This is a genomic window from Mesorhizobium sp. A556 (assembly GCF_054489545.1).
Genome location: NZ_JBTMXA010000005.1, coordinates 34,072 through 54,757, shown reverse-complemented (window position 1 = coordinate 54,757; position 20,686 = coordinate 34,072). Strand labels below are relative to the sequence as shown.

Sequence of the window (20,686 nt, the reverse complement as noted above, 5' to 3'; positions counted from 1 at the left end):
CATGCCCGCGCCCATGACACCTCCCTTCGCCCTTTTCCGCGACGATCTTGCCGGTCGCGAGGTGTTGTTCGAGCAACCCTCTGCGATCATCGCAGCCTATGACGCGGTCGAATTCGAGCCGGCACTGGCCGCCGCGCAGGCAGCCCATGATGTCGGCAAATGGCTGGCCGGGTATTTCTCCTATGAAGCGGGCTACCTGCTGGAGCCCAAGCTGGTGCCGCTGCTGCCGCAAGGCCGCCGCGCGCCGCTTGTCTGCCTTGGCGTTTTCGACGGCCCGTCCGAACGTGAAGTCGCAGCACCGCGCCAACCCGCCACCAACGGGCCGATCTTCGACGCAAAAGCGGCATGGTCGTTCGAGGATTATGAAAAGCGCTTTTCGCGCCTGCACCGCCATATCCGCGAGGGCGACTGCTATCAGGGCAACCTGACCTTTCCCGTCAATGCGCAATGGTCCGGCGAACCGCTTGCCGCCTTCAACGCGCTGACCGAACGCCAGCCGGTGCGGTACGGCGCGCTGGTCGATCTCGGCTCGCCAATCGTTTTGTCGCGATCGCCCGAGCTATTCTTCAAGGTCGATGCGGAAGGCGTCATTGAAGCGCATCCGATGAAAGGAACCGCGCCGCGCGGGGAAACGAAGGCGCAGGACGCGGCGCTGAAAACCTTTCTGCGCAACGACGAGAAGAACCAGGCGGAAAACCGCATGATCGTCGATCTGCTGCGCAACGACATCTCGCTGATAAGCGAGGTCGGCACGCTGGAAGTGCCCGAACTTTTCAACATCGAGACCTATCCGACCGTGCACCAGATGGTCAGCCGCGTGCGGGCAAAGCTGCTGACCGGCCTGAGCATCCGCCAGGTGTTCGCCGCGCTGTTTCCCTGCGGCTCGATCACCGGGGCGCCGAAAATCCGGGCGATGGAAATCCTGCACGATCTGGAGCGCACGCCGCGCGGCGTCTATTGCGGCGCCATCGGCTGGATCGCGCCGGGCGGCACGATGCGTTTTTCGGTGGCGATCCGCACGCTGTCGCTCTTTCCGGGCGGCGAAGCCGTCTACAATGTCGGCGGCGGCATCGTCTTCGATTCCAAGGTTGAGGAGGAATACCAGGAGTGTCTGCTCAAGGCCCGCTTCGCGACGGGGAGCCTGCCGGCTTCGACCTGATCGAGACCATGCGCTGGGAGCCGGGCGACGGCTTTGTCCGCTTCGAGCGCCATTTGGCCCGGCTCCGTGCATCGGCAGCGGAACTCGGTTTCGGCCATGAGGCAGAAGAAATCGGCTCGACGCTCGAAAGCACTGTCAGCCGATCCGCCCTGCCGCTGCGCGTGCGTCTCGTGCTTTCGCGAAACGGCACGGCGAGCGCCACCACCCAGGCTTATGAACCGCTCCCGGCCGACACGGTCTGGCGCGTGAAACTGGCGCAGGCGCGGTTGGCTTCCATCGACGGGCTGCTTCGCCACAAGACCACGCGACGCGAAATCTATGCGCGGGCGCGCGCCGAATATCCGGCCACGCAAGCCGACGAGGTGCTGCTGGCCAATGAGCGCGGCGAGATTTGCGAAGGCACGATCACCACGGTTTTCGCCGATTTCGGCGGCAAAACCCTGCTGACGCCGACCCTCGGCTGCGGGCTTCTGGCCGGCGTGCTACGCGCGGAAATGCTGGATCGGGGATCGGCGAAGGAGGCGGTGCTTGCCATGGCCGACCTGCATTCCGCCAAGGCGCTTTTCGTCGGCAATTCGCTGAGGGGTCTGATCCCCGCACGGCTGGTCTAAGAGCCGCGCATTGCGCAGCCGGTTGCCGCTTGATACCCAAGGAATATATCAAGCGAGCACCCCAATCTTGACGAATCTGCCTGCCCATACGCCCTATGACGGCTCTTCAAAACTCTTCACCATCGGGCTGAAGCCGCTCGATCTCGACAACTGGATCGAGGTCGACGAGCACCATTCCGCTCATCTGGCGGAGAAGCGGCGGCTTTACGCAAAAATACCCGAAAAAATTCTCGTCGCCGAAGCAGGTACCCAAGCAGCGCAACAGGAAGTGCTTGATCTCGTTACCGATCACATGCGCCGGCATTTTCCGGACGTGTCGAGGGCCGCTTTGCCGGATCAATCGAACTGGCCCGCAAGCCAGCCGATCTACGCCGCCTCGCTGCTGGTCCAGGAAGACCTAATCCTGATGCGCCGGAGCGAGCAGGGCTGGCGACTGGTCGCCGGTTCGCTGTGCTTCCCGTCCTCATGGTCGCTTGTGGAAAAATTCGGCAAGCCGCTGCAGGAAATCCATATCCCGGTCCCGGGTTTCGGCCCCGGCTCCCGGCCGGACCTCTTGATCGCGCGCATGTTCGACGCCTTGCAGATCGACCAGCCGCTCGAGCGCTACAACTGGTCCATCCAGGCGGGCGATGCGCTCTATCAGCCGCTTTCCGACGTCGAGCGAGACGAGCGCGCCACCAGCCGCCCGTCGCGCTATCCGAACGGCGATATCGCCGCCCACGCCTTCATCCGCGTCGAGCGGCAGACGCTGCGGAAACTGCCGGCCTCAAAGGACATCCTGTTCACGATCCGCATCCATCTCGACCCGCTAAAGGTGCTGGCCAAGCATCCCGAACGGGCGACGCTGGCCGCGACTTTCGCCGAACAGCTTTCCGCGCTCGACGAGAAGCAACTCGACTACAAGGGCATGACGGCGGACCGCGACCGGCTCGTCGCTCTTTTGCAGGGCATGGCGGGCGCAGACTGACGACGGCCCGGATTCGCTTTTGCAAAGCCAGCCCTCTATAATTGCCGCCGACAATACGGGCCGCTGACGGCCCGTTTTTGTCTGGGAACCGACGTTCCACAACCCATCGTCTCAACAGCAAAGGAGTGCCCCCGAAAATGGCGAATGAAAAATGGCCCGTCTACGGTGAAATCAGTGGTCCCATGGTGATGATCGGCTTCGGCTCGATCGGCCGGGGCGCGCTGCCGTTGATCGAGCGTCATTTCAAGTTCGACAAGACGCGGGCAATCGTCATCGATCCGCGCGACATCGACCGCGCCCCGCTGGACGAACGCGGCATCGCCTTCATGCAGGCGGCGGTAACGAGGGACAATTACAAGGAATTGCTGACGCCTCTTTTGACCAAGGGGGGCGGCCGGGGCTTTTGCGTCAATTTGTCGGTCGATACCGGGTCGGTCGAGTTGATGCGGCTCTGCCGGGAACTGGGCGTGCTCTATATCGACACCGTCATCGAGCCGTGGCTCGGCTTCTATTTCGACGCCGAGGCCGACAATGCCAGCCGCACCAACTACGCGCTGCGCGAGACGCTGCTGAAGGAAAAGCGCGACAAACCCGGCGGCACCACCGCCGTTTCGACCTGCGGCGCAAATCCCGGAATGGTGTCCTGGTTCGTCAAGCAGGCATTGCTCAATCTCGCCACCGACCTCGGCCTGGACTTCTCCGAACCGGCTCAGCACGACCGCGCCGGCTGGGCAGCGCTCATGGAGAAAGCCGGCGTCAAGGGCATTCACATCGCCGAGCGCGACACGCAGCGCGCCGCCAAGCCCAAGCCGGCGGGCGTGTTCTGGAATACATGGTCGGTCGAAGGCTTTATCGCGGAAGGGCTGCAACCCGCCGAACTCGGATGGGGTACCAACGAAAAGTGGATGCCGGCAAACGCCAGGACGCACAAGGACCGTTCGGCTGTCGGGATCTATCTCGAACAGCCAGGCGCCAATACGCGCGTGCGCTCCTGGTGCCCGACGCCCGGCCCGCAATACGGCTTTCTGGTGACGCACAACGAGGCGATCTCGATCGCCGATTTCTTCACCGTTCACGGCGCGGACGGCAAGGCGAAATATCGCCCGACCTGCCATTATGCCTATCATCCCTGCAACGACGCAGTGCTGTCGCTGCACGAAATGTTCGGCGCAGAAGGCAAGGCCCAGAGCGTGCAGCACGTGCTGGAGGAGAACGAACTGGTCGATGGCGTCGACGAGCTTGGCGTGCTGCTCTACGGCCATGCGAAGAACGCCTACTGGTACGGCTCGCATCTGTCGCTGGAAGAAGCACGAAAGCTCGCGCCCTACCACAACGCAACCGGCCTTCAGGTAACCTCGGCCGTTATTGCCGGCATGGTCTGGGCGATGGAAAACCCTGAGGCCGGCATCGTCGAGACCGACGAGATCGACTATCGGCGCTGCCTGGAGGTCCAGTCGGCCTATCTTGGACCGGTGGAAGGCTACTACACCGACTGGACGCCGCTCGATAACCGCCCCGGCCTGTTCGAGGAAGACATCGACACGGCCGACCCGTGGCAGTTCCGCAACATCCTCGTGCGATAGCGGGGGTGGCCCCCCACCTGCGTGCCTTGCAATCACCCGGAAATCGGGCGATTGAAAAGGGGCGGACTGAGGAGAGGACTTTCATATGAAGCTTTTGCGCACCATTTCTTCGGGCGGCCTTGCCGTGGCGGCAGCTATGGCGCTCGCCGCCTGCACCACGAGCGGGCCTTCCGGACCATCATCTGTTGCACAGACTCCGGTTGGGATCGAAGGAACTTGGTTAGATGCAAAGGGCGTAGCCCTTTCTACATTTAGTGCAGGAAACTTCACAACCGTCGACGCTCAGACCGGGACCAAATTGGCCGAAGGTAGCTATACAAAAACCACAGAAAATTCGGTCCAAGTAAATGGCACGTCTTCGGCCCGTGGCAACGCGCCTCTTGGCCTTAATTGCCTGTTAGTTTCTGGAAGCCAACTCAACTGTACGGCAATAGATGGGAACCATTATACGTTCACCCGGAGAACATGATACGTAGCGCAAAGCTCGAGCAAACGGCTAAAATAACGGCGGCTAATGGCCGCCGTTTGTCTTGATAGCCTCAACGTGAACGGGTTCTCCTTGTCTTTGCCGGCCAAGGTGCGGCCAGACGCGGCATTGAAACATGGCTGCGCATCGTTAGGTATGCAACGATGCCCGGAGAAAGCCTGCCATGACCTTGCCAGACCTCGTCGATCCGATCGCCGCGAAGGCCGATAGCCCGCTGCCGAAGGGGTTTCCGCCGGTCAAGCCCGCCAAAGTCGGCGTCATGCTGGTCAATCTCGGCACGCCGGACGGCACCGATTACAAGCCGATGTGGCGCTATCTTCGCGAATTCCTGTCCGATCCGCGCGTCATCGAACTGAACAAGGCGATCTGGTATCCGATCCTCTACGGCCTGGTCCTGACCACCCGCCCGCAAAAATCGGGCGCCAACTATGCCCGCATCTGGAACCGGGAAAAAAACGAATCGCCGCTGCATACCTTCACCCGCGCACAAGGGCAGAAGCTGGCGCGGGCATTAGCCGATCTTCCCAACGTGGTGGTCGATTGGGCCATGCGCTACGGCAACCCTTCGACGGAAAGCGTTGCGCAAAAGCTGGTCGAGCAGGGCTGCGACCGCATCGTCTGCTTTCCGCTCTATCCGCAATATTCGGCGACCACCACGGCCACGGCCAACGATCAGTTGTTTCGTGCCCTGATGAAGATGCGCCGCGCGCCGGCCGTGCGCAGCGTGCCGCCCTATTATGACGAGCCGGTCTATATCGACGCCCTGGCCAGTTCAATCGAGACCCATCTGGCAACGCTCGACTTCGAGCCGGAAGTGGTGCTCACCTCTTACCACGGCATTCCCAAAGCCTATTTCGAAAAGGGCGACCCCTATTTCCAGCATTGCCACAAGACGACGCAACTTTTGCGCGAACGGCTGGGATGGGACGATAAGAAACTGATCATCACCTTCCAGTCCCGCTTCGGCGCGCAGGAATGGCTGCAGCCCTATACCGACAAGACGGTCGAGCAACTGGCCAAGGACGGCATAAAATCGATCGCCGTCGTCAATCCGGGCTTTTCCGTCGACTGCATCGAAACGCTGGACGAAATCGGCCGCGAAGTGCGGGAGGAATTCCAGGCCGCGGGCGGCAAGAACTTTTCGCATATCCCCTGCCTCAACGACAGCGCCGAGGGCATGGCGGTGATCGAGGCAATGGTTCGGCGCGAACTGTCCGGCTGGGTTTGATACCCCGGCCTAGCCTCCCGCGATTGTAACGGTGGCCAATTCCCCTTAAGTGTCTTTTACGGAGCAGACGGATGACCGTCCTGCCGTATAGCGTTGAGGGTAGGCGGAATGGATTTCTCTGGTTTCGACATTGCGGTCCTTGTGCTTGTCGCCCTCGTCATCCTGGTGCTCTTCAAAGGCATCAAGACTGTTCCGCAAGGCTATAACTACACCGTCGAGCGCTTCGGCCGTTACACCAAGACGCTGACGCCCGGCCTCAGCCTCATCGTCCCGTTCATCGACGCAATCGGCGCCAAGATGAACATGATGGAGCAGGTGCTGGACGTCCCAACGCAGGAAATCATCACCAAGGACAATGCCATCGTCGGCGTCGACGGAGTCGCCTTCTACCAGGTGCTGAACGCGCCGCAGGCAGCCTACCAGATCGCCGGCCTGCAGAACGCCATCCTCAACCTGACCATGACCAACATCCGCACCGTCATGGGCTCGATGGACCTCGATGAATTGCTGTCGAACCGCGATGCGATCAACGAGCGCCTGCTGCGCGTTGTCGATGAGGCGGCGCATCCCTGGGGCATCAAGGTCACGCGCGTCGAGATCAAGGACATCAATCCGCCGGCCAATCTGGTCGAATCGATGGGCCGCCAGATGATGGCGGAGCGCAACAAGCGCGCCCAGATTCTCGATGCCGAGGGCTTGAAGCAGTCGCAGATCCTCGAGGCGGAAGGCCGCAGGGAAGCCGCCTTCCGCGATGCGGAAGCGCGCGAGCGTTCCGCCGAAGCCGAGGCCAAGGCCACGCAGGTCGTTTCGGAAGCCATATCCAAGGGCGACGTTCAGGCGCTCAACTATTTCGTTGCCCTCAAATATACCGAAGCGCTGGCCCGGATCGGTTCGGCGACCAACTCCAAGGTGGTGTTGATGCCCATGGAGGCTTCGTCGCTCATCGGCACGCTTGGCGGCATCGGCGAGATCGCCAAGGAAGTTTTCCGGCCCGACGGCACCGCCGGCGCGCAGCGCCAGGCCTCGCGGCCGCCGGTGATCCGTACCGGTGAAAACTGAGGCCGGCCATGGTCAGACGGAAGCAGCCATGATCGAGCGCATCGTCTCGGAACTCGGCCCATGGACATGGATGGTGCTTGGCATCGTCCTGCTGGGCGCGGAGATTGTCGCGCCCGGTATCTTCCTGCTGTGGATCGGCATTGCCGCGCTGATCGTCGGGGCTATATCGCTGCTGCTGTGGGATGCCGGGTTCTGGGCCTGGCAGGTGCAGGTCCTGGTCTTTCTGGCGCTGTCGCTGTTGTCGGCCTATGTCGGCAAGAAGCTCATGGGCGGGCGCAACCAGCCAACCGACCAGCCGCTGCTCAACCGGCGCGGCGAACAGATGATCGGCCGGACCGCCACGCTTGCCGAACCGATCCGCGAAGGGCGCGGCCGCGTCCAGCTTGGCGACACGTTCTGGCGCGTGTCAGGCCCCGACCTGCCCGCCGGTACACGCGTGCGCGTCGTCTGTGCAGCGGAAACCGATCTGGAACTGACCGTCGAACCTGTCTGAATTCAGGCCGCTGACAAAATGCACGTCAAGTTCTTCCTCGTCATGCTCGGGCTTGTCCCGAGTATCTACGCACGGTTGGGAATAAGGATAGTTTTTAATTTTCAGCTACTTAACCAAAGATTGCAGATTCTCGGGACAAGCTCGAGAATGACGGATGTTGGAACGGCGGCGTTTGTCAGCAAGCCGAAGCTCTTCTAAACGGACTCTACGCCGCGCCGATGCGCAGCAGGTCGTGGAAATGCACCATGCCCACAGGCCTGTCGTCTTCCGCCACCACCAGGGCGCTGATATTGTATTTTTCAAGCAGCGCAATCGCCGCTCCAGCGAACATCTGCGGTTTGACCGTCTTCGGCGTACGAGTCATGATCTCGTCCACCGTGATGTCGGCGAGGTTGCGATGCAAGTTACGGGCGACGTCGCCATCGGTAACGATGCCGACCAGCTTTCCTTCCTCGTCGACCACGCACACGCAGCCAAGTTTTTTCCTCGACAGCGTCATCGCAGCTTCGGGCATCTTAGTGCCGACATCTACGAGCGGAATCTTGTCGCCGACGCGCATGATTTCACGAATCTGCGTCAGGTTCGCGCCCAGTTGCCCACCCGGATGGAATGTGCGGAAGTGATCTGGCGTAAAGCCGCGCGCTTCAAGAAGCGCAACCGCCAGCGCATCGCCGACCACCAGTTGCAGAAGCGCCGATGTTGTTGGCGCCAGGCCATGCGGACACGCTTCGGCAGCGCGCGGCAGCGCCAAAAGCACATCCGCCTCGCGCGCCAGCGCCGAAGTCTGGCCCGCCGTGATCGCAATAAGCGGAATGGAGAAGCGCCGCGAATAAGCGATGATGCCTTTCAGTTCCACCGTCTCGCCCGACCATGACAGGGCGATGATCGCGTCGTCCTCAGCGATCATGCCCAGATCGCCATGGTTGGCCTCGGCTGGATGCACGAAAAAGGCCGGCGTTCCGGTAGAGGCGAGCGTCGAGGCAAGCTTGGAACCGATATGGCCGCTTTTGCCGACCCCGGTAACGATGACACGTCCCTTGATGGCGGCCAGCGTCTCGACAGCCCGCGCAAACGGCTCCGACAGGCCGTTTTCCAGCGAATGGGCCAGCGCCTCAACGCCCGCCCTCTCCGTCGAGACGGTTCGCAATGCCGAATCGATCGATGCTTGCCGGTCCGGCTGCTTCATTCCAGGAACCCCAGAGATTGCCATCGGCATGCGATTACTGCGTTGACGGCCTCCTGTCCAACGGAATTGGCCGGGCCCCGCACGCAAGCACGCTGTTCTCAACCCTCCATTAACCATCCCCATTTACGGTTCGGTAAGCATGGCGCGCGTGCGCCGCCGAGGTGACGATGCCGCGTACCCATTCCACAAGCCGATGCGCCGGCGCAAGGCAGGCCGCTTTGGCGCTGCTGTTGACGACAAGCGTCCTGGCGTGGGCCGGCGCATCGTCGGCCTATGCCCAGCAATTGGGCCTGCGCGGCGAGGTTTCGGAAAATTCGGTCCAGCAGAACCGGATAATTACGGGTGCGGTCCCGGCGCGGTCGCAGGCCGGACAAGCCGTGACAGCGAATTCCGATGCGCTTCTTCCTCCCGCCTACGTCCCGGCCAGCACCGGCGCCCTGACCGACCCCACCGACGACCCAACCGCGCCGGCCGCAGCCGACGATCCTTTTTCCGAACGCCCGGCAGCCGCTCCGAAGCGCCAATCGTCCGCCGCGACCAGAAATAGAAAAACCGACGAAGAAATCCCGGCCACGTCAAATGGCAAGCCAGCGCCGACCAAACGAGCGACGGCGGCCAACACAAATTCGACCGACCCAAATGCGACCGACACCGACCCGGCCGGCGACGAATTGCAGCAGCGCGCGAATCGGCGGGCACGAACCGTCGACTATGACGACAGGCAGCAGCTCGATCCGGGCGTCGAGCGGACAGGCTCCATCGAAGCTGGGGACCGAAAGCCGGAAGAAGAAGACCCCTTCGCCGCCGTTGGGATCCGGGCCGGTTCTTTCATCCTGCGGCCAAGCCTCGAAGAGGGTGTCACGGCCACCTCGAACGCCGATTCGAGCTTCAACGGCTCCTCGGCGGTGCTGTCGGAAACGACGCTACGCCTCAACGCCGCATCCGACTGGAGAGAGAATTCCGCCAGCGCCGACGGCTATCTCACCTACCGCAAGACGCTGTCGGGCCAAAAGATCGACGATTTACGCGGCCGCGTCGAGGGAACGCTCAACATCGACCTGGCCAACGACCTGCGCGCCATCGCCAAGCTGGGTTATGAGGCGGCGCCGGAATCGGCATCCTCGCCAGACGCCATCGAAGGAGCGATCTCGCAGCCCTTGCGCCAGACACTGGACGGCAGCCTCGGCATCGAAAAGGATGTCGGCAAGGCCCGGTTCGCCCTAACCGGCGCCGTTCAACACGACATCTTCGGCGATGCGAAACTATCGTCGGGCGGAATCCTTTCGCAAAAGGATCGCGACGCCACGCTCTACACGGCCAAGCTTCGCGGCGGCTACGAGATTTCGCCCGCGCTGACGCCCTTCGTCGAGGTGGAAACCGGCCGTAGGGTATATGGCCAGCGCATCGACAACAGCGGCTATGAACGTTCGGCGACACGGCTTGGCGCGAGCGCCGGCGTCGAACTCGACCTGGGCGAAAAGCTTGCCGGAGAATTTTCCGCTGGCTGGCTGCGCGAAGCCATTGACGACGACCGGCTCGAGCCGGTCTCGGGCGCGACGGTGAACGCGGACTTGCGATGGTCGCCCGAGCGCGGCACCATGATCGGCCTTTCCGGCTCAACGATCGTCGAAGGCACGACAAATCCCGGAGAGAGCGGTTCGCTGCTCTATTCCAGCAGGCTGTCGCTGGAACGGCAAATTCGCGACAATTTGACCGGCAATGCCGCCCTGGGGGTCGACTGGCGGCGCTATGTCGGATCGGACGCGCGCGACCGGACGCTGAGCGCCGAGGCGAGCCTGACCTGGTGGCTGAACCGCTATACCGGCCTGACGACGCGCGCGCGAACGGAAAAGCTGACCAGCAACCTGCCTGGGCGCGATGCAACCACCAACAGCATCTTCGTCGGGCTGAAGCTGCAGCGCTAGTGCGGCAGCCGGGATTTATCCCCCCGCCGCACTAGCCCTTCCCGGACTTGGTTTAATCGAGAAGCTTGCGGATAACGTCGCGCATGCTTTCCTTGGTATCGGAGCGGGCCAGCGCGAAGGCGACGTTTGCCTCGACGAACCCTTCCGGAGAGCCGCAATCGAAGGTTCGGCCCCGATAGTGATAGCCATAGAACGCCTGCTGGGCCTGGAGCTTCAGCATGCCGTCGGTAAGCTGGATTTCGTTGCCCGCGCCGCGTTCCTGATCGGCCAGTATGTCGAATATCTGCGGCTGCAGGATGTAGCGCCCATTGATATAGAGATTGGACGGCGCGGTTCCCGGCTTCGGCTTTTCGACCATGCCGCTGATGCGAAAACCGCTGTGAACATCTTCGCCTTTGCCGACGATGCCGTATTTGTCCGTATCGGCCGGATCGCATTCCTCGACCGCGATAATGCTGCCGCCGGTCTGGTTGTAGAGGTCGACCATATCCTTCATGCAGCCATGCTCCGGCAGCGTGATCATGTCGGGCAAAAGCAGGGCGAACGGCTCGTCGCCGACCAGTTCGCGCGCGCACCATACGGCGTGCCCGAGACCGAGCGGCTCCTGCTGGCGGGTGAAACTCGTCTGCCCCGCCTTCGGCTGGAGCGCGTCCAGCTTCGCCAGTTGCGCCGTCTTGCCGCGCTGGTTCAGCGTGTGGTTCAACTCGAACTGGATATCGAAGTGATCTTCGATGACCCCCTTGTTGCGTCCGGTGACGAAAATGAAATGTTCGATGCCGGCATCGCGCGCCTCGTCGACGACATACTGGATGACCGGCCGATCAACGACGGTCAGCATTTCCTTCGGTATCGCCTTGGTGGCTGGAAGAAAGCGAGTGCCCAGACCTGCGACCGGAAAAACTGCCTTGCGAACTTTTTTCATGCGTTTGATTATCCGTTTCTGGAGGCTCTTCGGCAAATCCATTTGTCGATGCCACGGCCAAACCTTTCGGACGGCCTTTCAGGCGATAGTGTCATGCCGAAATTGAGGATTACTGAACAGCGGAGCATTGGTCGTTCACCGACAATAATCACTTTTGCATCTTTTCGTTCCCCAGCCCGCCTATGGTAAACTAATTCATAACCTGCATGGGCCATGACTGACCTTTCCCGGATAGAGAAGGAGGAAAAAGTGCCCCCTTGCAACGCAACCAGACGTTTCTCACGCACGATGACGGCCATCGGCCTCTCGCTCGCCGTACTCATGCCGTCCACCTCGGCGTTTGCCGACGCCGGCTTTCGCCAATGGGTAGCCGGGTTCCGCGCGACGGCAATCCAGCATGGCGTTTCCGGCAAGACTTACGACCAGGCCTTCAGAAACATCAAGGATATCGATCCCGTCGTCCTGGAGAAGGCACGCTACCAGCCTGAATTCACCGCGCCCGCATGGGATTATTTCGACAACCGGGTCCAGGACCACTCGATTGCCGTCGGCCAGGAAATGGCGCGCAAGTGGAAGCCCTGGCTCGACCGCATCGAGAAAAGATTTGGGGTAGACCGGTACATATTGCTCGCCATCTGGTCGATGGAATCGAACTATGGCGAAATCCTCAAGCGCGACGACGTCATGCGCAATGTCGTGCGCTCGCTGGCGACGCTCGGCTATGCGGACAAGCGGCGCGCCAAATTCGCGCGCACGCAGTTGATTGCCGCGCTGAAAATCCTGCAGACCGGCGACATCGACGAAAGTCATCTCAGCGGCTCCTGGGCCGGCGCCATGGGACACACGCAATTCATCCCGACAAGCTACCAGGCCTACGCCGTCGATATGGACGGCAACGGCCGGCGCGACATCTGGACCTCGGTTCCCGATGCGTTGGCGACCGCTGCAAACCTCCTGCACAAGAATGGCTGGCAGACCGGCAGGACATGGGGCTACGAGGTGGAACTGCCTGCGGGACGCAAATTCCCCAGCGGTTCGATGTCGGTGGCCAAATGGGAAGCGCTGGGCCTTATCCGCGCCAACGGAAAGCCTTTCACAAGCAAATCCGACAGTGCGACGTTGAAGGTGCCGGACGGCCGTGGCGGGCCGGCATTCCTGATGATCAAGAATTTTTCCGTCATCAAGCGCTACAACAACGCCGACAAATATGCGATGGCCGTCGGCCTGCTTGCCGACCAGATCGCCGGCTATGGCGGGCTGGTGCAGGACTGGAACCGGCCCTTTACCAAGCTGTCGTTCGAGGAACGCCAGGAACTTCAGCAAAGGCTGTCGGAACACGGCTATTATGACGGCAAATTCGACGGCAAGATCGGCAGCGGATCGAAAGCCGCCATACTGGCCTACCAGGCAAAGGCGGGCCTGACTCCCGATGGGCACCCGAGCCTGGAAGTGCTCAAATGGCTGCGCAAGAGGTAGGAGCGTTCGCTCCCGATACGGAGGAAGGACGTGGGGCCGGCTTTACGCATTAGAGCGACGCATCGCGCGTTACCGATCCTCGTTCTGGCACTCGTTGTCCTGGGCATCGCCGTTGCCGGTACGTTTTCCAGGCCGGCCATGGCCCAGGAGCAGGGCTGGTCCCTGCGCGACCTCCTGTTCCCGCGCAAGAGCCAGCGCGTACAGCCCCTGGACCGGTTTCCTGCTCCGCCAAAGGCGAAAAAGAGGCGGGTCGAGCGTCAGCCGGCGGTCGTCGAAACGCCTGCCGTGGAAAAGGCGCCGGATGCGCGCACGGTGCTGGTCGTCGGCGATTTCATGGCCTCCGGGCTGGCCGACGGCCTGGAACAGGCCTTCGAAGAAAATCCGAGCGTCGCCATCGTCAACCGCAGCAACGGCTCTTCCGGCTTCGTGCGCGACGATTATTACGATTGGCCAAAGCAGATCGGCAGCGTGATCGCCGAGGCAAAACCCGCTGCGATCATCGTCATGATAGGGTCCAACGACCGCCAGCAGATGCAGATCGGCGAGGCGCGCGAATCCCCTCGCTCCGAAGCGTGGACCAAGGAATATGAAGCGCGCACGCAAGCGTTCGGCAAGGCGATCGCATCTAGCAAGGTGCCGCTTCTCTGGGTCGGCATGCCGTCGTTCAAGAATGCCAGGATGACCTCGGACATGCTGGCGTTCAACGACATCTATCGCGAGGCCGCGCAAGCGGGCGGCGGCGCGTTCATCGATATCTGGGATGGCTTCGCCGACGAAAACGGCGCCTTCGTCATCACCGGGCCGGATATGAACGGCCAGCCGGTGCGCCTGCGCTCCGACGACGGCATCAACGTGACCAAGGCCGGCAGGCGCAAGCTCGCCTTCTATGTCGAAAAGCCCCTGACCAAGATACTCGGACTGGGGTCGCCAACCGATTCAGGCACTGGCACGCCCCCTGCGGGCGAACCGGTCAAGACACCCGAGGCCGGAACGCCGCCTGCCGCCATCGACAGGACCGTTCCCATGCTGCTGAGCGACCCGGCGCTTGACGGCGGCACCGAACTGCTCGGCGCGGCAATGCCTAGCCACGGTGGAAAAATTCCGGGCGAGACGACAGCGATTTCAGGCCACGGGTCCAGCGTGCCACCGGGCCGCGCCGACGATTTCTCATGGCCGCCCAAGGGTCAAACCGACGTGACGGCCGCGCCACGCCGAACGACAACGGCAAGCACCCCCTGACGACGTAGAGCCGATGCTGTCAGCGCGGCAGGACGCTTTCTCCCATCAGCGCCTCGTCGATGGAGCGCGCCGCCTGGCGGCCCTCACGGATAGCCCAGACCACCAGCGATTGGCCCCGACGGACATCGCCCGCCGCGTAAAGCCTGTCGACGCTGGTGCGGTAGTCGCGTTCGTTCGCGGCCACATTGTTCGAACGGCGGTTGTCGGTGGCAGTCTTCATCTGGCCGTCCAGTTCCGAAACCACGCCCTTGTCGAATGGCCCGGCGAAACCGATGGCGATGAAGGCGAGATCGGCGCGGATGACGAATTCGGAGCCTGCGATCGGCTTACGCGCCTCATCCACCTCGCAGCAACGAACGCCGGTAAGCTGCCCTTCTTCGCCGATGAACTCCAGCGTCGCCACCTGGAACTCGCGCTCGGCGCCTTCGGCCTGGCTGGAGGACGTGCGCATCTTGGTCGCCCAGTAGGGCCAGACCGCCAGCTTGTCTTCCTTCTCGGGCGGTTGCGGGCGGATGTCCAGTTGGGTAACGCGAACTGCGCCCTGACGAAATGCCGTTCCCACGCAGTCGGACGCGGTATCGCCGCCACCGACGACGACGACATGCTGGCCGCCGGCGTAAATCGCCTCCGATGGCCAGGCGACCGACTGGATATCCTCGCCGCCGATGCGCTTGTTCTGCTGTACGAGATAGGGCATCGCATCATGCACACCCTGCAGGTCGTCGCCCGGAATGCCGGCCGCGCGCGGCGTTTCCGAGCCGCCGCAATACAGCACCGCATCATATTCGGCGAGCAATTCGGCAACTGGCTTGTCGACCCCGACATTGACGCCGCAATGGAAGGAAACCCCCTCGCCGCCCATCTGCTCGATGCGCCGGTCGATGAAATGTTTTTCGATCTTGAAGTCGGGAATGCCGTAGCGCATCAGCCCGCCCGGCCGGCTCTCGCGCTCATAGACATGCACCTCGTGCCCGACGCGGCCGAGCTGCTGGGCCGCCGCCATGCCGGCCGGCCCCGAGCCGATGATGGCTACGCGCTTGCCCGTCTTCTGTGCCGGCGGATAGGGGCGGATATGCCCGGTCTCATAGGCCTTGTCGGCCAGCGCCTGCTCGATGGTCTTGATAGCGACCGGGTTGTCTTCGAGGTTCAGCGTGCAGGCTTCCTCGCAGGGCGCCGGGCAGATGCGGCCGGTGAACTCCGGGAAATTATTGGTCGAATGCAAATTGCGGATCGCGTTGTCCCAATCGCCTTGATAGACGAGGTCGTTCCAGTCCGGGATCTGGTTGTGCACCGGGCAACCTGTCGGCCCATGGCAATAGGGCACGCCGCAATCCATGCAGCGCGCCGCCTGTTTTTCCACTTCCTTGTCCGACATCGGCAGCGTGAATTCGCGAAAATGCCGGATGCGGTCGGAAGCCGGCTGGTACTTGTGTACCTGCCGGTCGATTTCGAGGAAGCCCGTTACCTTGCCCATGTCAAACTCTTCTTCGTAAGCCGATGTGCTTTCACTATTCCGCCGCCACGCCCATGCGCGAGCGCTCCATCTCGATCAGCGCGCGGCGGTATTCTACGGGCATGATCTTGCGGAATTTCGGCCTGAAACTCACCCAATCGTCGAGGATTTCTCTGGCCCGTTTCGAGCCTGTGTAGTGCACATGGTTGGAGATGAGCTGGTAAAGCCGCTCCTCGTCATGGCTGGTCATGTCGCCGGAAACGTCGACGCGGCCCTTGTGGTCGAGGTCGCCGCCATGGTGAAGCAGCTTCTCCATCAGATCGTCTTCCTCGGGAACCGGCTCCAGCTCGACCATCGCCATGTTGCAGCGCTCGGCGAAATCACCCGCCTCGTCCAGCACATAGGCGACGCCGCCCGACATGCCGGCGGCGAAGTTGCGGCCGGTCTGGCCGATGACGACGACGATGCCGCCGGTCATGTATTCGCAGCCATGGTCGCCGACGCCTTCGACAACGGCGGCAACGCCCGAATTGCGCACGGCGAACCGTTCGCCGGCAACGCCGCAGAAATAGGCCTCGCCCTCGGTCGCGCCGTAAAGCACCGTATTGCCGACGATGATGGCCTCTTCGGCGCGGACCCTGCTGTTTTCCGGCGGCCGTATGACGAGCCGACCGCCCGAAAGCCCCTTGCCGACATAGTCGTTGGCCGCCCCTTCCAGTTCGAAAGAAATGCCCCGCGCCAGAAACGCCCCGAACGACTGCCCGGCGGTGCCGGAAAACTTCACCGAAATCGTATCCTCGCGCAGGCCCTTGTGCCCGAAGCGCCTGGCGACTTCGCCCGACAGCATCGCGCCGACTGATCGGTCGACATTGCGCACCGGCACTTCGATGCGTACGGGCTGCCTGGCGTCGAGTGCGGGCTTGGCCTGTTCGATCAGCTTGCGGTCGAGAACATCGTCGATCGGATGCTTCTGGCGTTCGGTCCAGTGGGACTGCTCAGCCGGCAAATCCAGCTTGAAGAACATTTTTGAGAAATCGAGACCCCGCGCCTTCCAATGCTCGATCAGCGCCTTCTTTTCCAGCAGGTCGGTGTCGCCGATAATCTGGTCGAGATGGGTGAAGCCCATTTCGGCAAGCAGTTCGCGCACTTCTTCGGCCACGTAGAAGAAGAAGTTGATGACGTGCTCGGGCGTACCCTTGAAGCGCTTGCGCAGCACCGGGTCCTGCGTCGCCACGCCCACCGGGCAGGTGTTCAGATGGCACTTGCGCATCATGATGCAGCCGGCGGCGATCAAGGGCGCGGTCGCGAAGCCGAACTCGTCGGCACCCAGAAGCGCGCCGATCACCACGTCGCGCCCAGTGCGCAAGCCGCCATCCACCTGCAAGGCGACGCGGCTACGCAGACCGTTCAGCACCAGCGTCTGATGCGTCTCGGCAAGCCCCATTTCCCACGGACTGCCCGCATGTTTCAGCGACGTCATCGGCGACGCGCCGGTCCCGCCGTCATAGCCGGAAATGGTGATGTGGTCGGCGCGCGCCTTGGCGACACCGGCCGCGACCGTGCCGACACCCACCTCGGACACCAGCTTGACCGAAACATCGGCCGCCGGATTGACGTTCTTCAAATCGTAGATCAGTTGCGCCAGATCCTCGATGGAATAGATGTCGTGGTGCGGCGGCGGCGAAATCAGGCCGACGCCGGGCGTCGAATGGCGCACCTTGGCAATCGTCGCATCGACCTTGTGGCCGGGCAGTTGCCCGCCCTCGCCGGGCTTTGCCCCTTGAGCCACCTTGATCTGCATCATGTCGGAGTTGACGAGATATTCCGCCGTCACGCCGAAGCGGCCCGACGCCACCTGCTTGATCGCGGAGCGCTCGGGATTGGCCCCGCCGCCCGGCAGCGGCAGATAGCGGTCGGCTTCCTCGCCGCCCTCGCCCGTGTTCGACTTGCCGCCGATGGCGTTCATGGCGCGCGCCAGCGTCGTGTGGGCCTCCCTGCTGATGGAACCGAACGACATCGCCCCGGTCGAGAAGCGCTTGACGATTTCACTGGCCGGCATCACCTCGTCCAGCGAAACCTTGGTGCGCCCCGTTTCCGCCGCGGTCTTGATGCGGAACAGGTCGCGTATGGCGTGAGCATTCACGACCGCATCGTCGACCTGCGCCGAAAATGCCTTAAACGTCTCCCACGACCCCTGCCGGACCGCGTGCTGCAAGGTAGCGACGGCATCCGGCGTCCAGGCATGGGCTTCGCCGCGCATGCGGAAAAGATAATCGCCACCGACGTCGAGCGTATTGCGCAGCAGCGGATCGTCGCCGAACGCCGAGGCATGGCGCTTGACCGTTTCGGTCGCGATCTGCTCCAGGCCCACGCCCTCGATCAGCGTCGCCGTGCCGGTGAAATACTTGTCCACGAACTCGGACCTGAGGCCGATGGCATCGAATATCTGTGCGCCGCAATAGGACTGGTAGGTCGAGATGCCCATCTTGGACATGACCTTGAGAATGCCCTTGCCGATGGACTTGATGTAGCGCGACACCAGTTCGCCGGCGTCCACCTCGGGCGGGAATGCGCCGTTCTTGTGCATGTCGGCCAGCGTATCGAAGGCGAGATACGGGTTGATCGCCTCCGCGCCATAGCCGGCAAGGCAGCAGAAATGGTGGATTTCGCGCGGCTCGCCCGATTCCACCACCAGCCCGACCGAGGTGCGCAACCCCTTGCGGATCAGATGATGATGCACGGCAGCCGTCGCCAGCAACGTCGGGATGTCGATGCGGTCCGGGCCGATCTGGCGGTCGGACAGGATGATGATGTTGTAGCCGCCGGCGACCGCCGCCTCGGCCCGCTCGCACAGCCGCTCGACCGCCGCCTCCATGCCACCAGCCCCTTCGCTGGCCGAATAGGTGATGTCGATGGTCTTGGTATCGAAGCGCTCTTCGGTATGACCGATGGAGCGTATTTTCTCCAGATCGGCATTGGTCAGGATCGGCTGGCGCACCTCCAACCGCTTGCGGCGTGATGAGCCGACCAAGTCGAAAATATTCGGGCGCGGTCCGATGAAGGACACCAGGCTCATCACCAGTTCCTCGCGGATCGGATCGATCGGCGGGTTGGTGACCTGGGCAAAATTCTGCTTGAAATAGGTGTAGAGCATCGTCGGCCGGTCCGACATCGCCGCAATCGGCGTATCGGTGCCCATCGAGCCGATCGCTTCCTGGCCGGTGGTCGCCATCGGCGACATCAACAGCTTCAGGTCTTCCTGCGTGTAGCCGAAGGCCTGCTGGCGATCGAGCAGGGACACGTCGCGGCGCAGCGCACGCGGCTCCACCGGGTTCAAATCCTCGAGGATGAGCTGCGTGTTGGACAGCCACGTCTTGTAGGGATGCCGGGTCGCGATCTCCGACTTGATCTCGTCGTCGGAAACGATGCGGCCCTTGACGAGGTCGATCAGCAGCATCTTGCCCGGCTGCAAGCGCCACTTCTTGACGATCTTCTCTTCCGGCACGTCGAGAACGCCGGCTTCCGACGCCATGATGACGCGGTCGTCGTCGGTGACGATGTAGCGCGCCGGGCGCAAGCCGTTGCGGTCGAGCGTAGCGCCGATCTGGCGACCATCCGTAAAGGCCACTGCCGCCGGGCCGTCCCACGGTTCCATCAGGGCCGCGTGGTACTCGTAGAACGCCTTGCGGTCGCTGCCCATGAGCTTGTTGCCGGCCCAGGCTTCGGGGATCAGCATCATCATCGCATGCGCGAGGCTGTAGCCGCCCTGGAACAGGAATTCGAGCGCATTGTCGAAGCAGGCGGTGTCCGACTGGCCTTCATAGGAGATCGGCCACAGCTTGGAGATGTCGTTGCCGAAAAGTTCCGAATCGACCGACGCCTGACGCGCGGCCATCCAGTTGTTGTTGCCGCGCACCGTGTTGATCTCGCCATTATGCGCGACCATGCGATAGGGATGCGCCAGCTTCCAGGACGGGAACGTGTTGGTCGAAAAGCGCTGGTGAACGAGGATCAGCGCCGTTTCGAAACGCGGATCGGCCAGGTCCTTGTAGTAGGAGCCGACCTGATAGGCCAAAAACATGCCCTTGTAGACGATGGTCCGCGCCGACAGCGATACGCAATAAGCGCCGATATCCTTGTTGTCGTTCTCCGCATAGATGCGGCCGGAAATGACCTTGCGCAGCAGATAAAGCCGCGCCTCATATTCCTCGTCATTGTCGATATCGGGCGTACGCCCGATGAACACCTGACGATGAAACGGCTCTGCCGCGACGATTTCCGGTGCCTTGGACAGCGCCGAATTATCGACCGGCACATCGCGAAAACCGATCAGCGGCAGGCCTTCCGACTGGGCCGATTCGCGGATGATCTCGTTGATATGCTCGCGCAAAGCCGCATCCTGCGGCATGAACCAGTGGCCGACGCCATACTGCCCCTCGGGAGGCAGTTCGATGCCCTGCCCGGCCAGTTCCTCGCGGAAAAAGCGGTCGGGAACCTGCACCAGCAGGCCCGCGCCGTCGCCCATCAGCGGATCGGCCCCGACAGCGCCGCGATGCGTCAGGTTTTCGAGCATGGCCAGGCCGTCGACGACGATACCGTGCGACTTCACGTTCTTCATGTTGGCGATGAAGCCGACGCCGCAGCCATCGTGCTCGCGGCTGGGGTGATAGAGACCCTGCGCGGCCATTCCGTCCGTGGTTCGCAAGGCGGTGCGCAAAGGGGGGTGTTTGACGGTTGTCGCTTTCGTCTGCGCGGCCTGGCCGTTCGTCGCAGAAAGCGTCAACTTCGTCATGTCCTCATCCTTTTCGGTCGGCCGCTGGCTGCGTCAGGAAGCATCGGCTTCCCCCAAAATCTGCGGCACGAATTGCGAAACTCAACGTCTACAGCGGCGGTCCATT

General features: G+C 62.4%; 15 protein-coding genes. 11 read left to right on the top strand and 4 right to left on the bottom strand.

Translation table 11 applies throughout. The features are described 5' to 3' along the window. Position 1: 1 nt before the first annotated feature. The 8 genes from ACX3P0_RS12455 to ACX3P0_RS12420 all read left to right on the top strand — a co-directional run bounded on the left by ACX3P0_RS12455 (position 2) and on the right by ACX3P0_RS12420 (position 7,587). Positions 2-1,159 (top strand): aminodeoxychorismate synthase component I, encoded by a 1,158-nt coding sequence (locus ACX3P0_RS12455; RefSeq protein ID WP_459088874.1) that lies wholly within the window; start codon positions 2-4, stop codon positions 1,157-1,159. Next, positions 1,108-1,770 carry an aminotransferase class IV family protein gene (locus tag ACX3P0_RS12450; RefSeq protein WP_459088872.1) on the top strand — a complete coding sequence of 221 codons (663 nt, stop codon included), beginning with the start codon at positions 1,108-1,110 and terminating at the stop codon, positions 1,768-1,770. The genes ACX3P0_RS12455 and ACX3P0_RS12450 overlap by 52 nt, the downstream gene beginning before the upstream one ends. Positions 1,771-1,837: 67 nt before the next feature. Continuing rightward, positions 1,838-2,737 (top strand): heme-dependent oxidative N-demethylase family protein, encoded by a 900-nt coding sequence (locus tag ACX3P0_RS12445; protein ID WP_459088870.1) that lies wholly within the window; start codon positions 1,838-1,840, stop codon positions 2,735-2,737. 137 nt (positions 2,738-2,874) lie between these two features. Beyond that, positions 2,875-4,320 (top strand): homospermidine synthase, encoded by a 1,446-nt coding sequence (locus ACX3P0_RS12440; RefSeq protein WP_459088868.1) that lies wholly within the window; start codon positions 2,875-2,877, stop codon positions 4,318-4,320. Positions 4,321-4,405: 85 nt separating this feature from the next. Then, positions 4,406-4,789 carry a hypothetical protein gene (locus tag ACX3P0_RS12435; protein ID WP_459088866.1) on the top strand — a complete coding sequence of 128 codons (384 nt, stop codon included), beginning with the start codon at positions 4,406-4,408 and terminating at the stop codon, positions 4,787-4,789. Positions 4,790-4,970: 181 nt separating this feature from the next. Then, positions 4,971-6,035 (top strand): ferrochelatase, encoded by a 1,065-nt coding sequence (hemH, locus tag ACX3P0_RS12430; protein WP_459088864.1) that lies wholly within the window; start codon positions 4,971-4,973, stop codon positions 6,033-6,035. 108 nt (positions 6,036-6,143) lie between these two features. After that, the gene (locus ACX3P0_RS12425) at positions 6,144-7,094 is read left to right on the top strand and encodes an SPFH domain-containing protein (RefSeq protein ID WP_459077937.1); all 951 of its coding nucleotides are present in this window, start codon (positions 6,144-6,146) and stop codon (positions 7,092-7,094) included. Positions 7,095-7,122: 28 nt separating this feature from the next. Continuing rightward, complete coding sequence (locus ACX3P0_RS12420; RefSeq protein ID WP_459088862.1) at positions 7,123-7,587, top strand: NfeD family protein; 465 nt, start codon at positions 7,123-7,125, stop codon at positions 7,585-7,587. A 205-nt stretch (positions 7,588-7,792) separates the two neighbouring features. Here ACX3P0_RS12420 and ACX3P0_RS12415 read toward each other — a convergent pair whose 3' ends face one another. Continuing rightward, complete coding sequence (locus ACX3P0_RS12415) at positions 7,793-8,773, bottom strand: KpsF/GutQ family sugar-phosphate isomerase (protein WP_459088860.1); 981 nt, start codon at positions 8,771-8,773, stop codon at positions 7,793-7,795. Between the two features lie 167 nt (positions 8,774-8,940). Between ACX3P0_RS12415 and ACX3P0_RS12410 the strand changes: the two genes are divergently transcribed. After that, positions 8,941-10,698: an outer membrane beta-barrel protein gene (locus ACX3P0_RS12410; RefSeq protein ID WP_459088858.1), complete on the top strand. Its 1,758-nt coding sequence runs from the start codon at positions 8,941-8,943 to the stop codon at positions 10,696-10,698. Between the two features lie 52 nt (positions 10,699-10,750). On the opposite strand, the gene galU is transcribed toward ACX3P0_RS12410, so the two are convergent. Beyond that, positions 10,751-11,620: a UTP--glucose-1-phosphate uridylyltransferase GalU gene (galU, locus tag ACX3P0_RS12405; RefSeq protein WP_459088856.1), complete on the bottom strand. Its 870-nt coding sequence runs from the start codon at positions 11,618-11,620 to the stop codon at positions 10,751-10,753. 288 nt (positions 11,621-11,908) lie between these two features. Between galU and ACX3P0_RS12400 the strand changes: the two genes are divergently transcribed. Then, a complete protein-coding gene (locus ACX3P0_RS12400; RefSeq protein WP_459089248.1) occupies positions 11,909-13,096 on the top strand; it encodes a lytic murein transglycosylase in 1,188 nt (395 codons plus the stop codon). 30 nt (positions 13,097-13,126) lie between these two features. Further along, on the top strand, positions 13,127-14,335 hold the full coding sequence (locus tag ACX3P0_RS12395; RefSeq protein ID WP_459088854.1) for an SGNH/GDSL hydrolase family protein: 1,209 nt from the start codon (positions 13,127-13,129) through the stop codon (positions 14,333-14,335). A gap of 19 nt (positions 14,336-14,354) precedes the next feature. On the opposite strand, the gene ACX3P0_RS12390 is transcribed toward ACX3P0_RS12395, so the two are convergent. Both ACX3P0_RS12390 and gltB read right to left on the bottom strand, forming a co-directional pair. Then, positions 14,355-15,809 (bottom strand): glutamate synthase subunit beta, encoded by a 1,455-nt coding sequence (locus tag ACX3P0_RS12390; protein WP_459088852.1) that lies wholly within the window; start codon positions 15,807-15,809, stop codon positions 14,355-14,357. 34 nt (positions 15,810-15,843) lie between these two features. Beyond that, positions 15,844-20,580, bottom strand: a complete 4,737-nt coding sequence (gene gltB, locus ACX3P0_RS12385; RefSeq protein ID WP_459088850.1) for a glutamate synthase large subunit — start codon at positions 20,578-20,580, stop codon at positions 15,844-15,846. Positions 20,581-20,686: the final 106 nt, after the last annotated feature.